Source organism: Sphingosinicella sp. (assembly GCF_041916975.1).
GTDB lineage: Bacteria > Pseudomonadota > Alphaproteobacteria > Sphingomonadales > Sphingomonadaceae > Sphingosinicella.
In genome coordinates this window covers 2,682,942-2,698,481 of the sequence record NZ_JAYRYK010000001.1, presented here as the reverse complement: position 1 = coordinate 2,698,481, position 15,540 = coordinate 2,682,942, and the positions used below count along the sequence as shown (strand labels likewise).

Genomic DNA, 15,540 nt, shown 5'->3' with positions numbered 1-15,540 from the left:
GAACGATATATCCCGCCTGTTTTCGCGCGCGGTTAGTCCGCCTTCGAATTCTTCACGACGACATCTTCGGGAAACACGATCGTGAAGAGCGAGCCGGCACCATCCTGGTTGCTGGCGCTCACGCTCAGCTCCATCGCATCCGCGAAGCCCTTCACGATCGCAAGGCCAAGGCCGCTGCCCTGGTTCTGATCGGTGCCGCGGCCCGTCTTGAAGGCGGCGAAGGGCGCGCTGCCCGTCTCCGGCAGCCCTGGCCCCGAATCGCCCACCGACAGAGTAACGGCATCGGGCACGCGCCTTCCCTCGATCACGATCCTGCCGCCGCCGTGCTGTGCCGCGTTGGTGAGGAGGTTGAGCAGGATGTGGTGAAGCAGTGTCGGGTCGGCGGAGACGAGCGGCAGATTGGCGGGCACCTTGAGATCGATGTGGGACTCGGTGAGCAGCGCCTTCAGATCGTGAACCGCGCTTGCCACGGCGTCGGTAAGGTCGATCGGCTCGGGCTTCGGCGTCAAGCGGCCGGTATCGATGCGGACCATGTCGAGCAGGTTGTCGAGAAAGCGGCGCAGCTTCGCGATTTCGGCGCGCGCGATGGGCAGCGTCGCCGAGTTCGGATGCTCGGCAGCAATCGCATCGACCGCGCCCGAAACCGATGTCAGCGGTGTGCGGAGATCGTGACCGATCGAGGAGAGCAGCGCGGCGCGCAGACGGTCGCGCTCCTTCAGCACCGTGACCGTCCGCAGCTCGTCATCCAGCTTCAGGCGCTCATGGGCGAGCGCGGCCTGACCGAGCAGCGTCGACAGCAGCACGGCGCGGTCGGCGCCGACGGGTTCGCGCCCGTCCTCCTTTGAAAGACCCACGACGGCGAGAATACCAAGCGCCGTTCGCAGCGGCTGGAACTGCCAGTCCGCCGCATTCAGCGTCGCGGAACCCGCGCCGGCCGGCTCGCCGCGACTCCACGCCCAGTCGGCCGCAGCCATGTCGACGGGGCCGAGCACTGCGCCTTCCGGGAACGCCGCGACGCTCACAAGCGCGCCGTCCCGTTCCTTGAGCAGGACCGTACGCACGCCTAGGATACGGGCCATTTCCGCGCAGACGATGCGGCTCGTCGTTTCCCAGTCCGACGCACGCGCCAGCGCCTGGCCGAATGCGGCGACGGCGGCATTTTCCTGCGCGCTGCGAGCGCCGAGCGTCGCGCGGGCTTTGAGCCGGCTCGCAAGCTCGGCCGTGAACGTGGCGATCCCGAGCAGCACGAACAGGGTGAGCACGCTCTGCGGATCGGCAATCGTGAAGGTGTAGAGCGGCGGCAGGAAGAAGAAATTATAGGCAAGCGCCGACGCCAGCGCCGCGACCAGACCCGGCCGCGATCCAAAGCGGCCCGCCGCGGCAATCACCGGCAGCAGATAGATGAGATCGACGCCGCCCGTGCCGATCAGCGGCTGCGCGAGCCTGCCGATCAGCGTCGTCAGCGCAACCGCGGCTGCAATGAGTGCATAGTCGCGCGGACTCCCCCACCCTTTCGCGGGTGCGGACCGCTGCCGAAGCGGCGCGCTTTCCGCCGGAATGACATGAACGGCAAGGCCTTCGCCCTCGCGCAGCATGGCATCGACGACCGAGCCGTGGCGCAATTCGAACCACCAGCTGCGCGTCGATTTGCCGATCACGAGCTGCGTGGCGCGCATTCCTTCGAGATGCGTCTTGAGCCCCTCGATCACGCTTTCGGCCGGGATGGTCGCGATCGTCGCGCCGAGATTGGCGGCAAGGCGAAGCGCATCGGCGACGCGGCGCTTGTCCGCCTCGTCGAAGGTCGCGGCGCGCGGCGTTTCGATATAGATCGCCTGCCACGGTGCGCGCAGCGCATCGGCGAGCCGCTTTCCCGCGCGCACCAGCGTTTCGCTGCCGGGAAGCTCGCTCACCGCAACGAGGACGCGCTCGCCGCCCGCGAACGTGCCGGGCACGGCATAGGCGTCGAGATGCTCGAGCATCGCCTGATCGACGGTAAGTGCCGCGCGGCGGAGCGCCATTTCGCGAAGCGCCGAGAGGTTCTGTTTCGAGAAGAAATGACCGAGCGCGCGTGAGGCCTCAGCGGGGACGTAAACCTTGCCTTCCTTCAGCCGCTCGATGAGTTCATCGGGCGGCAGATCGACAACCTCGATCTCCGCGCCCTCGAACACGCTGTCGGGCACGGTTTCGCGCACGCGCACGCGGGTGAAGCTGGCGACGACGTCGTTCAGGCTTTCGACGTGCTGGATGTTGAGCGTGGTGTAGACGTCGATCCCGGCATCCAGCAGTTCGGCGACATCCTGCCAGCGCTTGGGATGGCGGCTGCCTTCGACGTTGCTGTGCGCATATTCATCAACGAGCGCGAGCGCGGGTCGGCGCGCGAGCACGGCGTCGAGGTCCATCTCCTCGAGCACGTGGCCCTGATAGTCGATGAGGCGGCGGGGGATCACCTCGAAGGGCTCCAGCAGCGCGGCGGTTTCCGCGCGGCCGTGCGTTTCCACGATCGCAACCACCGTATCCACGCCCGCTTTCAGCCGTTCCGCGCCGTCGCGCAGCATTTCGAACGTCTTGCCGACGCCCGGCGCGGCGCCGAGGAAAATCTTGAGCGTACCGCGCCCCTCGCGCTGTGCGGCACGCAACAAGGCGTCGGGAGAAGGCCGGGCTTCGCTGTCCATCGCCCTGAAATCTAGACCGTGCCGCGTGCAAACACCACGGCGGGGCAGGCTTCACTATGAAATCTTAATGCCAAAGGCCCCCATTCGCCGTCGAACCTTAATGGCGGCAACGCCTATCTCGTGGGCTGCGCCATGAAGGCGCTCGCACGGAGATTCCTCATGCCGGACCTGCCATGGCTCGCCCTGCTGGGCGGGCTGGTTCTTGCGACGCTGGCGCTCGTCCGCGTTTGCGACGACGCCTGAAGGCGCAGCCCATGACCCTGCACCTGATCCTTGCCGGCGCAACCGCGCTCGGCCTTCTCCTCTATCTCGTGGCCGCGTTGCTGCGGCCCGAGCGCTTCTGATCGGAACCTCCCGATGACCTACCAGGGATGGGCGCTCATCGCGCTGTTCGTGGGCCTGCTGCTGGCCCTCACCAAGCCGATGGGCCTGTGGCTGTTCGCGCTCTACGAAGGGCGGCGGACACCGCTTCACCGCATTCTGGGGCCGGTTGAAAACGGCTTCTACAGGCTCGCGGGGATCGACCCTTCAGCGGAGCAGGGCTGGCGGCGCTATGCGCTGCATCTCCTCCTGTTCAATCTGGCGCTCCTGCTGTTCACCTATGCGGTGCTGCGGCTTCAGGACGTGCTGCCGCTGAATCCGCGCGGCCTTGCAGCGCTGGGACCGGACGGCGCGATGAACACCGCGATCAGCTTCACCACCAACACCAACTGGCAGTGGTATTCGGGCGAAGCGGCGCTTTCGAACCTCTCCCAGATGCTTGGCCTCGCCATCCACAATTTCCTGTCGGCCGCGACGGGCATTGCGGTCGCCTTCGCGCTGTTCCGCGGGTTCGCGCGGCGAGAGGCCGCCACGGTGGGCAACGTGTGGGCGGATATCACGCGCATCACGCTCTATCTGCTGCTGCCGATCGCGTTCGTTTATGCCGTGTACCTGATCGCGAGCGGCGTACCGCAAACGCTCGCCGCCTCGGTCGATGCCGTCTCGCTGGAAGGCGCAAAGCAGACGATCGCGCTCGGGCCCGTTGCCAGCCAGGAAGCGATCAAGATGCTCGGCACCAACGGCGGCGGCTTCTTCAATGCGAACAGCGCGCACCCGTTCGAAAATCCGGGCGCGCTCACGAACCTCGTACAGATGCTGTCGATCTTCGCGATCGGCGTCGGCCTCACGTGGACGTTCGGCAAGGCCGTGGGCAACACGCGGCAGGGCTGGGCGATCCTCGCCGCCATGCTCGTGCTGTTCATCGCGGGTGTGACCGTCACCTATTGGCAGGAGGCCGCAGGCAATCCGATCCTGCACGGCCTCGGCGTTTCCGGCGGCAACATGGAAGGCAAGGAGGTTCGCTTCGGCATTGCCGCTTCGGCACTCTTCGCGGTCGTCACCACGGCCGCCTCGTGCGGCGCCGTCAACGCCATGCACGACAGCTTCACGCCGCTCGGCGGCCTGATCCCGCTGTTCAACATGCAGCTTGGCGAGGTCGTTGTGGGCGGCGTCGGCGCGGGCATCTACGGCTTCCTGCTGTTCGCCTTGCTCGCCGTGTTCGTCGCCGGGCTGATGGTCGGGCGGACGCCCGAATATGTCGGCAAGAAGATCGAGGCACGCGAGGTGAAGCTCGCCGTGCTCGCGATCGCCGTCCTGCCGCTCGCCATTCTCGGTCTCACGGCACTGAGCGCGGTAAACACGGCAGGCCTCGCGGGCCCGCTCAACAAGGGGCCGCACGGCTTTTCGGAAATCCTCTATGCCTTCACGTCGGCGGCCGGGAACAACGGCTCCGCCTTCGCTGGGCTTACCGCGGGTACGCCGTGGTACAATGCCCTTCTCGGCATCGCGATGTGGCTCGGGCGGTTCTTCGTGATCGTGCCCGTGCTCGCCATCGCGGGCAGCCTCGCGGCGAAGAAATACACGCCCGCAACCGCGGGTTCGTTTCCCACCACGGGCGCGCTGTGGATCGGTCTCCTCGTCGGGATCATCCTCATCGTCGGCGGTCTCACCTTCCTCCCCGGCCTCGTGCTCGGTCCGGTTGCGGACCATATCGCGATGCTGCGCGGCGACCTCTTCTGAGGGACAACTCCCATGACCAAATCCATGTTCTCGGCAGACCTCGTGATCCCCGCGATGCGCGATGCGGTGTTGAAGCTCGATCCGCGCCAGCTCGTGCGCAATCCGGTGCTGTTCACCACGGCAGTTGTCGCGCTTCTGCTCACCGTGCTCCTCGCCATCGGCGGCGAGCGCCTCTCCATGCCGTTCCAGATGCAGCTTATCGTGTGGCTGTGGCTCACCGTGCTGTTCGGCACCTTCGCGGAAGCGCTTGCCGAAGGACGCGGACGGGCGCAGGCGGCGTCGCTGCGCGCCACCAAGTCCGAGCTTAAGGCGAAGCTGCTCGTGGGTGTCGGCGATATCTACGAGATGATCGGCGCGGCGCAGCTCGGGAAGGGCGAACTCGTCCTCGTCGAAACCGGCGATCTCATCCCGGCCGACGGCGAGGTCGTGGAAGGCGTCGCCTCGGTGAACGAGGCCGCGATCACCGGCGAGAGCGCCCCCGTGATCCGCGAGGCGGGCGGCGACCGCAGCGCCGTCACCGCAGGCACGCGCGTCATTTCAGACCGCATCAAGGTCCGCGTCACGCAGGAACCGGGGCACGGTTTTCTCGACCGGATGATCGCGCTCGTGGAAGGCGCCGAGCGGAAGAAGACGCCCAACGAGATCGCACTCACGATCCTGCTCGTCGGGCTCACCATCATCTTCCTGATCGCGGTTTCAACGATCCCCGGCTTTGCCGATTATGCGGGCGGCAGCGTTCCGGTCGCGGTGCTGGCGGCACTGCTCATCACGCTCATCCCCACCACGATCGCCGCGCTCCTCTCCGCGATCGGCATCGCGGGCATGGACCGGCTGGTGCGTTTCAACGTGCTCGCAAAATCCGGCCGCGCGGTGGAAGCCGCGGGCGATGTCGACGTGCTGCTGCTCGACAAGACGGGCACGATCACCATCGGCGACCGTCAGGCAACGGCCTTCCGGCCGCTCTCCGGTATCGATGTGGAAACGCTGGCGAACGCCGCCACGCTCGCGAGCCTTGCCGACGAGACGCCGGAAGGCCGCTCGATCGTCGTGCTGGCGCGCGAGCGCTACGCCGTCGCCACGCGCACACTCCCTGCAGACGCGCGCGTGATCCCGTTCACGGCACAGACGCGCGTATCCGGGATCGAGGTTGCAGGCAGCATCATTCGGAAGGGCGCCGTCGATTCCATCCTGAAGGCGGAGCCCGCGCTTGCCGATACGCCTGCGGCCGCGGAACTCACGCGCATCACCAACGAGATCGCCCGTTCGGGCGCCACGCCGCTCGCCGTCGTGCGCGACGGGCGTCTGCTCGGCGCCGTCGCGCTGTCGGACGTCGTGAAGGCGGGCGTACGCGAACGCTTTGCGGAGCTTCGCCGCATGGGCATTCGCACGGTGATGATCACCGGCGACAATCCGCTCACCGCCGCGGCGATTGCCGCCGAGGCTGGCGTCGACGATTTCCTTGCCGAAGCGACGCCCGAAGACAAGCTCGCGCTCATCCGCCGCGAGCAGGCAGGTGGACGCCTCGTCGCCATGTGCGGCGACGGCACCAACGATGCTCCCGCACTCGCGCAGGCCGATGTCGGCGTTGCCATGAACACGGGCACGCAGGCGGCGCGCGAGGCGGGCAACATGGTCGATCTCGACAGCGACCCCACAAAGCTGATCGAGATCGTCGGCCTCGGGAAGCAACTCCTGATGACGCGCGGTGCACTCACCACCTTTTCGATCGCGAACGACGTCGCGAAATATTTCGCGATCATTCCGGCGATGTTCGTGGTGCTCTATCCCGGGCTCGGCGTGCTCAACGTCATGGGGCTGGGATCGCCCGAAAGCGCGATCCTGTCGGCGATCATCTTCAACGCACTCATCATCCCCTGTCTCGTGCCGCTCGCACTGAAGGGCGTCCGCTACCGCCCGATGGCGGCCGGGCCGCTGCTCTCCCGTAACCTCGCGGTTTACGGCCTCGGCGGTCTCGTCGCGCCGTTCATCGGCATCAAGCTCATCGACCTTGCCGTCACCAGTATCGGTCTTGCCTGAAGGATACCGCCATGCTCTCCGATCTCCGCACCGCCCTCCGCCCCGCGTTCGCCCTGACGCTGCTGTTCGCAATCCTACTCGGTATCCTCTACCCGCTAGGTCTCGCTGGTATCGGTCAGGCCCTGTTCCCACGCCAAGCAAACGGCAGCCTCATCGAGCGCGACGGGCAAGTCGTCGGCTCCGCGCTCATCGGGCAAGCCTTCACCTCGCCGCGCTATTTCCACGGCCGCCCCTCCGCCGCAGGCAACGGCTATGATGCCCTCGCGTCCTCGGGGTCCAACCTCGGGCCGACATCGAAAGCACTCGTCGAGCGCATCAAGGCCGACGTCTCGGGCTCAGGAATTCCCGCCGATCTCGTGACCACATCGGGCTCGGGCCTCGATCCGCACATCAGCCCGGCCGCGGCGCGGTTCCAGATCGCACGCGTCACAGAAGCACGCGGACTGCCCGCAGCGGAGGTGGAGGCGCTCGTCGCGGCCCACACCGAAACCCCTCTCGCAGGCATAATCGGCGAGCCGCGCGTGAACGTGCTCGCTCTAAACCTCGCGCTCGACCGGGCCTCGTCGCGGCCCTAAAAGGGGCCATGTCCGCAACCGCGCGCATTCTCGTCATCGAAGACGACCCGCACATCCGCAGGCTCGTGCGCGCGGCGCTGCAGCGGGTCGGCCATGCCGTCAGCGAAGCGACATCCGCACGCGAAGGGCTGTCGCTTCTCGACATCGAGAAACCGAACGCGGTTCTGCTCGACCTTGGCCTCCCCGACCGGGATGGGATCGAGCTCATCCAGATCATCCGTGCGCGTTCATCCGCCGGAGTGATCGTGATCTCCGCGCGCGAGGATACGGCGGAGAAGGTCGCCGCGCTCGATCTCGGCGCCGACGATTATCTGACGAAGCCGTTCGATACGGAGGAACTCCTCGCCCGCATTCGCACGGCGCTGCGGCACCGCCAGTCGGGAGAGGCCGGACAGGCCCGCGTCGTCATCGGAAATGTCGAGATCGATTTGGCCCGCCGCCGTATCCTTCGCGCAGGTGCGGAGGTACATGTCACGCCAAAGGAATACGACGTTCTCGCTGCGCTGGCACGCCATCCCGACAGGGTGATCAGCCACGCGCAACTTCTCCGCAACGTCTGGGGTCCGGCGCAGGAGCAGCGCGTCGATTATCTTCGGATCGTTGTCCGCAACTTGCGCCAGAAGCTCGAGGTCGACCCTGCACAACCGCGCCTCATCACCAACGAGCCAGGTGTCGGCTACAGATTGCGCGTGCTGGAATAGCCGATTGCGTTAACGGCGCCGAGGCCTACGCCGTGTGATCCGTCAGCAGCAGATCTTCATAGAATGCGCTAAATGGCCGATCCGGATGACGGATCTGGATTTCGAGAACCCAGAGTTCCGGTGATGGCGTGAACGGCGCTTCCGCTAGCGCGCCTTTGTGAAGTACGGCGTGCGGAAAGTCCGCGAGCCGGTGGCCCGACATATCGAGATTGAGTTCCCAACCCATCACCTGCGCCTCGGCCGCGGCGAAATCGTAAAGTGCCATGCCCGAGAGCCCCTCGTTGAGCCACTTCGCACGGGCTCGGCCGAACAGGTCGCGCACGTCGCGCTGCGCGCCCAGCATTTCCGGATCGTTACCGACAACGAACGTATCGCCGCCATCACCTTCCCACTTCTGCCAGACGGGGCCGATGTCGATGAAAAAGATGTCGTTGTCCCGAAGCGCTACGCCCGGCTCGGAAGGCTGGCCGAAATTCTTCAGCGTGTTGGACCCGAACCGGACGTGCAGCCCATGCCATCCGCGCAGCATTTCCGCCGCGCGGAGCTGGTCCTTCGCCATCGCGACGGCATCTTCCTCGAGCATCCCGGGATGGATGGCCGCCGCGATATCGTTGATGACCTTCCGGGTGCGTTCGCGCACGTGCAGGAACATGGCCCTGTCGAAGTTGGCGCCGACCGCTTCCGCCTTCACCTTTTCATCTGCACTCACATCCCACCCTTTCCTGTTGATGCATTTACCCGCACATTGCACCCGATTCTGCCGACGTTGACCGCCTGCGCGCCATCGCGACAAGGCCATTTTTGAGCAGCGTGCGGTGCCGATGGCGCACCGGTCTCCGTAGTGCTGGTGATTGGCGCACACCGGCCATTGCTCCCTTCGCACCTCAGAGACGCGTCCGCATCCTGCATAACCGCTCGAACGATGCGGGAGGAACGATGCCGCCGACAAGGGAGCCGGAATTGCAGCACGCCGAAATCAGGGACACACCCGACGCTGTCGACGCCCGGCTTGCCGCACTGATGGTGGATGTCTACGCGGGCCAGTTGATGCCCGACGAACAGGTGCGGATTTTCGGCCAGACCGAGCGTGCCTTCGCGACGCGTACGGTCCGCCGCGGCGCTTCCGTGCGTGCGCTCGGCGCCGCGCCTGCAGCAGGATTGTCCGAATTTCCCGTTCGCGCCAACAATACGACCTATGATCTCTACGACTACATGTCGCGCAACCGTGTCGCCGGACTGCTCGTCATGCAGGGTGACGTGCTCGTCCACGAGCAATACGAACTCGGCATCAACGCCGCGACACGCTGGCTTTCGATGTCGATGGCGAAATCGGTCAGCACCACGCTTATCGGCGCGGCGATCCGGGACGGTTATATCGCTTCGGTCGAGGATTCGCTGACCCGCTACCTGCCCGAGCTTTCCGGAAGCGGTTACGATGGCGTTTCCGTCCGCGAGCTGATGCTGATGACTTCGGGTGTGCGCTGGGACGACACACATACCGACCCGGCTTCCGAGCGGCGGCACATGCTGGGCCTGCAGATCGAGCAGCAGCCGGGCGCGATCATGCGCTACATGGCGAGCCTGCCGCGTGCGCACGCGCCGGGCACGCTCTGGAACTACAGCACCGGCGAAACACACGTCGTCGGTGCGCTGGTTCGCGCCGCAACGGGCAAGTGGCTCGCAGACTATCTTTCAGAGCGCATCTGGTCGCGCATCGGCACTGAAGCCGATGCGGAATGGTGGCTGGAAGCGCCAGGCGGCCTTGAGGTCGCGGGCAGCGGCCTATGCGCCACGCTTCGCGACTATGCGCGTTTCGGCCGTTTCATGCTTGAAGGCGGCGTCATCGACGGGGAAGCCGTGCTCCCCGAAGGCTGGACGGTGGAAGCCACACGCCCGCGCGAACTCGGCGGTGGGCGGCTGGACTACGGTTACATGTGGTGGCCGGTTCCGGCGCGAGACGGATCGTTTGCCGATGGCGCCTTTTCAGCACGCGGCATCTTCGGCCAATATATCTATCTGAACCCGGCGCGTCGCATCCAGATCGTGGTTTTGAGTGCGCGGTCGAAACCGAAAGGGGCCGAAGCCATCCTCGACAACGACGTCTTCAATTCGGTTGTCGAGACCATCGGCTGATGAGGAACGGCGGAGGCAAGACTACGCAATGACCACCGCCGCCGATGCACCCTGCCTGCCGTCTGAGCAGGCGCCGCGCGAAATCTGGGGCCAGCCGCGCGGGCTTGCCTACATCGCCTTCACGGAGGCTTGGGAACGCTTCTCCTTCTACGGAATGCAGGCGCTGCTCGTGCTCTACATGGCGGGCCACCTGCTGCACCCCGGCAATATCGAGGGTGTGTGGGGGTTTGCGGGCTTCCGCAGCGCGATCGAAGCCCTCACTGGGCCGCTTTCCGTGCAAGCCCTCGCTTCGCAGATTTTCGGGCTTTACGTAGGCCTCATCTATTTCACGCCTGTGCTCGGCGGGCTCCTGGGCGACCGCGTGACAGGCCGCAAGCGCGCAGTGCTCGCGGGTGCAGGTCTCATGGCGATCGGCCATTTCCTGATGGCGTTCGAGGCCGCATTCCTTCCCGCACTCGGTTCTCTGATCCTCGGCGCAGGCTTGCTCAAGGGCAACCTCGCTGCGCAGGTCGGCGATCTCTACGAAAAGAACGACAGCCGCCGCGACGGCGCCTTTACGATCTATTGCACCGCAATCAACGTCGGCGCGACGATCGCGCCGCTCATTTGCGGGACGCTCGGCGAGCTTTACGGCTGGCACTATGGTTTCGGCGCCGCGGGTGTCGGCATGCTCGTCGGCATCGTCATTTACCTTGCGGGATATCGCTACCTGCCGCCCGAAAGCGCCGCCATCGAACGCGGCGACAAGCCGAAGCTCGCGCCGGGCGATGGCCGCGTTATCATTGCTCTCCTCGTCGTGCTTTCGATCACCGCACTTTACTGGACCGCGCAGGCGCAGGTGTGGAACACGTATCCGCTGTGGCTGCGCGACCATGTCGGCCGCGACATTCTCGGCTGGACCGTGCCGGTCACCTGGTTCCAATCGCTCGATTCGCTCGCCGTTCTCCTGCTTGCGCCTGTGATGGTGGTTGTCTGGCGGAAGCAGGCGCAGCGCGGCGCGGAGCCCGCCGAGCTCTCGAAAATCGCCATCGGCTGTTGCGCGTTCGGCATCGCCTGTCTCCTCCTCAGCATCGGCGAACTCCTCGCGGGCGGCGGCAAGATCGCCCTTATCTGGCCGGTGGTCTTCCACTTCTTGTGCGCCGTCGGCTACCTTTACATCGCGCCCATCGCGCTTGCGCTTGTGTCGCGAGATGCGCCTGCGGCGGTGAACGCGATGATGGTCGGCGCCTACTATCTCGGCATTTTCATCGGGGGCATCGTCAGCGGCTGGCTCGGTCGTTTCTACGAGCCGGTCGGCCCGCTGGGCTTCTGGATGATCCATGCCGCCGTCGTGGCGAGCGGCGCGCTGTTCGTCCTGCTGCTGCGGACATGGCTGGTCCGGGCGCTCCATTCGCGAGTGACAGCGTAAATACGGGAGGGATTGCGAATGAAAATCACGCTGGCCGTCATCGGCCTGCTTGCCGGTGCGGCATGTCCTGCGCTTGGCGCAACTCTCGTCGCCTGCCCGGCAGGCGCGCCTGCGAAGGGCTGCACCTTCAAGGGCGACGGCGCGATACAGGCCGCGATCGACAAGGCGGCCGACGGCGACACCATCCTCGTGCGCGCAGGCGTCTACGCCCCGCGCGCCTATCGGGATCTGCCGTACAAGGAGATCATCGTTCGCGCGTTCGTCGCTGTCGATGGCAAGCGCCTCACCATTCAAGGCGAGAAAGGCGCGGTCCTCGACGGCAGCGAGGGTCTACCGAGCACAGCCATCGGCCTCCGGAATGCCGACGTGACGATCAGCGGCCTCGACATTACCGGCTTCCGCTTCGACATCGAGGAAGACGACATCTACGAAGGCCACGGCATCTTCGCCGTGGACAGCCGCGCGCGCATCTCGGGCGTCACCATCAGCCGTTACCAGAAAATGGGGCTCACCGGGCGCGGCAACACGATCCTCGATGCGCGCGATCTTCGGGTGCTGGACGGCCATGTCGCAACATGGCTCTACGAGGGCGCATACTTGCGGCTCGACGGAGCGGTCTTCCGCAACAACGATTCCTCGGCGGTCGCCGCCTACAACAACAGTGTCGCACATCTCACGCGCATCGCGGTCGACCGGAGCACCGACGACGGCCTCTACGCGGAAGACGACGCCGCGATCTACGTTTCGGACTCGCTCATCGTGGGAAGCAAGCCGATCGCGCTCAATGCCACAGGCAAAAGCCGCATTGTCGGCCGCAACCTCGCGCTTCACGGCAACGCGGGCGACACCAGCGAGACTGGCGTCGCGCTCGAAGGCGTCATCGCGGGCGATCCGCGCGTCGATGCCGACTACCGGCCGCTCGCCGGTTCCCCGATCGAGGGCAAGGGCATCGGCCCCGCCGCATCCCACTGAAAATCGCTGCGCAGCGTTGGTGCGGCGCACGCACCACCGCTCGCCGCTTTGTCGCCTTGGCCCGTCCGGCGGCCGACTGAATGATCGCGCGCATTGGTCCTGGCCGCAAAGGCGGGCCGAAACGTGAGGATTTCTGGTTCATGCTTCGCAACTTCGCCGATACCGCCGCGCTCCAGTCCGTCGATGCCGCGCACCACGTCCATTCGTTCGCCGACCCCAAGGCGCTCGCGGCAAAGGGCACGCGTATCATCACGCAGGGCAAGGGTTGCTACGTGTGGGACAATGAAGGCAACCGTCTGCTCGATGGCATGGCGGGCCTGTGGTGCGTCGCGGTCGGCTACGGTCGGCAGGATCTGTCGGAGATTGCCGCGCGGCAAATGAACGAACTGGCCTACTACAACAATCATTTCGGCACCTCGACACCGCAGATGATCGAACTCGCCGAAAAGATCGCGAAGCTGACGCCAAAGGGCCTTGATCATATCCTATTCGCGAATTCCGGCTCGGAGGCCAACGACACCATCGTCCGCCTCGTCCGCCGCTACTGGATGCTGCAGGGCAAGCCGACTAAGCAGACCTTCATCGGCCGCGATCTCGGCTATCATGGCAGCACGCTCTGCGCCGTCGGCCTGGGCGGTATGCCGCACATGCACGGCATGGCGCCTGAGATGCTGCCCGGTTTTGCGCATATCATGCACCCGCACCACTATCTGCTCGGCGACGGTCTGACCCGCGAGGAGTTCGGCCTGAAGGCCGCGCAGGCGCTGGAGGAAAAGATTCTCGAACTCGGACCGGACAACGTCGCCGCGTTCATCGGGGAGCCGCTGCAGGGCGCGGGCGGTGTCATTGATCCGCCCACCTCCTACTGGCCGGAAATCCAGCGTATCTGCCGCCAGTACGACATCCTGCTTGTCGCCGACGAGGTGATCTGCGGGTTCGGCCGCACCGGCGAATGGTTCGGCTCGCAATACTACGATATCCAGCCCGATCTGATGCCGATGGCGAAGGGGCTTTCCTCCGGCTACCTGCCGATTGCCGCGGTCGCCGTGGGTACGAAAGTGTTCGAGTCCTTGAATGAAGGCGGCCTCCTCGCGCACGGCTTCACCTATTCGGGCCACCCGGTCGCGTGTGCGGTGGCCAGCGCCAACATTGATATCATCGCGAACGAAGGCCTCGTCGATCGCGTCCGGGAAGACGTGGGGCCGTATTTCCATCAGTCGCTGCGCCAGCTCGCCGACGCGCATCCGCTTGTCGGCGAAGTGCGCGGCGTCGGCCTTGTCGCCGCGCTGCAACTGGTCCGCGCCAAATCACCGAAGACGGTCTTTACCGCCGAGGAGCAGGCCGCGATCCATTGCCGCGAGGTGCTTTGGGAGAACGGCCTCATCGCCCGTGCCGTCGGGCAGGCGATGGTACTGAGCCCGCCGCTCGTCATCACCCGCAGCGAAATCGACGAGATGGTCGAGAAGATGAAAGCGGGACTCGACGCAACCGCCGCCGCGTTCGGCGTGCTGTGATGGCCCTGCCGGTCTCGAACGCGGCGGCGGACCTCATCGCGCGCGGGTTGATGCTCAGCGTTGCCGAACGGACCTTCCCGGTGTTCAACCCGGCAAACGGCGCGCACATCGCCAATGTCGCGGACGGCACCGCCGACGACATGCGCGCCGCGATCATGGAAGCCAGGACCGCCTTCCCGGGCTGGAGCGCGCGCACCGCCAAGGAGCGTGGCGCCGTCCTCCGCCGCTGGCACGGCCTCGTCGTCGAGAATGCCGATGTGCTCGCCGAAATCCTGACGCTGGAGCAAGGCAAGCCACTTGCCGAAGCGCGCGGCGAAATCCTGTTCGGCGCGAACTTCATCGAATGGTTCGCCGAAGAAGCGAAGCGCGTCTACGGCGACATCGTTCCCGCCCATGCGCCCGACAAACGCTGCCTTGTGCTGAAGCAGCCTGTCGGTGTGGTCGGCGCGATCACGCCGTGGAATTTCCCGAGCGGCATGATTACGCGCAAGGTTGCGCCCGCCCTCGCGGCAGGCTGCACGATTGTGGTGAAGCCCGCCGAGGATACGCCGCTTTCTGCGCTCGCGCTCGCCGTGCTGGCCAGGGACGCGGGCCTCCCCGAAGGCGTGATGACGACCGTGACTGCCGCGCACGCGGCCGAGGTCGCGAGCGTACTGACGGCAAGCCCGGACGTCCGCAAACTCTCGTTCACCGGCTCCACGCGGGTCGGCAAGCTGTTGATGCGTCAGTGCGCGGACACGGTGAAGAAGCTCAGCCTCGAACTCGGCGGCAACGCGCCGTACATCGTGTTCGACGACGCCGATCTCGATGCCGCCGTCGCGGGCGCGATCGCCACCAAGTTCCGCAACGCCGGGCAGACCTGCGTTTCAACGAATCGTATCTACGTGCAGTCCGCCATCATGGAGGCCTTCGCGCAAAAATATGCCGAGGCTGTTCGCGCACTCAGCATTGGCGACGGCTTCGGCGCAGGTACGCAGATCGGGCCGCTCATCAATGCAGCGGCGGTGGAGAAGGTCGACAGTCTCGTGCAGGATGCCATTGGCAAGGGCGCTGTGGCCGTGCTCGGCGGCGGGCGGCACGAACGCGGCGGCAACTTCTACGCGCCCACGATCCTCACCGGCGTTTCGCCCGGTATGGAAATCGCGCAGGCAGAGATTTTCGGGCCCGTCGCCCCGCTGACCTCCTTCGAGACCGAAGCCGAGGTGATCGCCATGGCAAACGACACGCCCTACGGCCTCGCCGCCTATTTCTGGTCCCGCGACATCGGCCGCGTGTTCCGCGTGGCAGAAGCGCTGGAATACGGTATGGTCGGCGCCAACGAGGTGCTGACCTCGAACGAAGGCGCGCCGTTCGGTGGCATCAAGGAATCCGGCATCGGCCGCGAAGGTTCCCGCTACGGCATCGAAGACTTCGTCGAGATCAAGTATCTTGCGCTCGGCGGAATCGCCGCAGCGGCCTGAACAGGAG

The 15,540-nt window shown here is 65.7% G+C and carries 12 protein-coding genes; 10 read left to right on the top strand and 2 right to left on the bottom strand.

Annotation, left to right across the window (positions count from 1 at the left end):
* Nucleotides 1–32: 32 nt before the first annotated feature.
* Nucleotides 33–2,672: a DUF4118 domain-containing protein gene (locus ACE3TJ_RS12705; RefSeq protein ID WP_374596672.1), complete on the bottom strand. Its 2,640-nt coding sequence runs from the start codon at nt 2,670–2,672 to the stop codon at nt 33–35.
* Between the two features lie 254 nt (nt 2,673–2,926).
* Between ACE3TJ_RS12705 and kdpF the strand changes: the two genes are divergently transcribed.
* Genes kdpF through ACE3TJ_RS12680 form a run of 5 tightly spaced genes read left to right on the top strand, consistent with a single transcriptional unit; the run spans nt 2,927 to nt 8,046 of the window.
* Nucleotides 2,927–3,016, top strand: coding sequence for a K(+)-transporting ATPase subunit F (gene kdpF / locus ACE3TJ_RS12700; RefSeq protein WP_374596670.1), 90 nt, complete (start codon nt 2,927–2,929; stop codon nt 3,014–3,016).
* 13 nt (nt 3,017–3,029) lie between these two features.
* On the top strand, nt 3,030–4,733 hold the full coding sequence (kdpA, locus tag ACE3TJ_RS12695; RefSeq protein WP_374596668.1) for a potassium-transporting ATPase subunit KdpA: 1,704 nt from the start codon (nt 3,030–3,032) through the stop codon (nt 4,731–4,733).
* 12 nt (nt 4,734–4,745) lie between these two features.
* A complete protein-coding gene (gene kdpB, locus ACE3TJ_RS12690) occupies nt 4,746–6,770 on the top strand; it encodes a potassium-transporting ATPase subunit KdpB (protein WP_374596667.1) in 2,025 nt (674 codons plus the stop codon).
* Nucleotides 6,771–6,781: 11 nt separating this feature from the next.
* The gene (kdpC, locus tag ACE3TJ_RS12685; protein ID WP_374596665.1) at nt 6,782–7,345 is read left to right on the top strand and encodes a potassium-transporting ATPase subunit KdpC; all 564 of its coding nucleotides are present in this window, start codon (nt 6,782–6,784) and stop codon (nt 7,343–7,345) included.
* 8 nt (nt 7,346–7,353) lie between these two features.
* Nucleotides 7,354–8,046, top strand: a complete 693-nt coding sequence (locus ACE3TJ_RS12680; protein ID WP_374596664.1) for a response regulator — start codon at nt 7,354–7,356, stop codon at nt 8,044–8,046.
* A gap of 25 nt (nt 8,047–8,071) precedes the next feature.
* Here ACE3TJ_RS12680 and ACE3TJ_RS12675 read toward each other — a convergent pair whose 3' ends face one another.
* Complete coding sequence (locus ACE3TJ_RS12675; RefSeq protein ID WP_374596663.1) at nt 8,072–8,755, bottom strand: M24 family metallopeptidase; 684 nt, start codon at nt 8,753–8,755, stop codon at nt 8,072–8,074.
* Nucleotides 8,756–8,982: 227 nt separating this feature from the next.
* Here ACE3TJ_RS12675 and ACE3TJ_RS12670 point away from each other — a divergent pair, with 227 nt between their 5' ends.
* The 5 genes from ACE3TJ_RS12670 to ACE3TJ_RS12650 all read left to right on the top strand — a co-directional run bounded on the left by ACE3TJ_RS12670 (nt 8,983) and on the right by ACE3TJ_RS12650 (nt 15,533).
* Nucleotides 8,983–10,179: a serine hydrolase domain-containing protein gene (locus ACE3TJ_RS12670; protein ID WP_374596661.1), complete on the top strand. Its 1,197-nt coding sequence runs from the start codon at nt 8,983–8,985 to the stop codon at nt 10,177–10,179.
* A gap of 28 nt (nt 10,180–10,207) precedes the next feature.
* Complete coding sequence (locus ACE3TJ_RS12665) at nt 10,208–11,587, top strand: peptide MFS transporter (protein ID WP_374596659.1); 1,380 nt, start codon at nt 10,208–10,210, stop codon at nt 11,585–11,587.
* An 18-nt stretch (nt 11,588–11,605) separates the two neighbouring features.
* A complete protein-coding gene (locus ACE3TJ_RS12660) occupies nt 11,606–12,559 on the top strand; it encodes a hypothetical protein (protein WP_374596658.1) in 954 nt (317 codons plus the stop codon).
* Nucleotides 12,560–12,639: 80 nt separating this feature from the next.
* Nucleotides 12,640–14,073, top strand: coding sequence for an aspartate aminotransferase family protein (locus ACE3TJ_RS12655; protein WP_374596656.1), 1,434 nt, complete (start codon nt 12,640–12,642; stop codon nt 14,071–14,073).
* Entirely contained in the window at nt 14,073–15,533 is a 1,461-nt protein-coding gene (locus ACE3TJ_RS12650) for an NAD-dependent succinate-semialdehyde dehydrogenase (RefSeq protein WP_374596654.1), read from the top strand. Before ACE3TJ_RS12655 ends, ACE3TJ_RS12650 begins: the two co-directional genes overlap by 1 nt.
* Nucleotides 15,534–15,540: the final 7 nt, after the last annotated feature.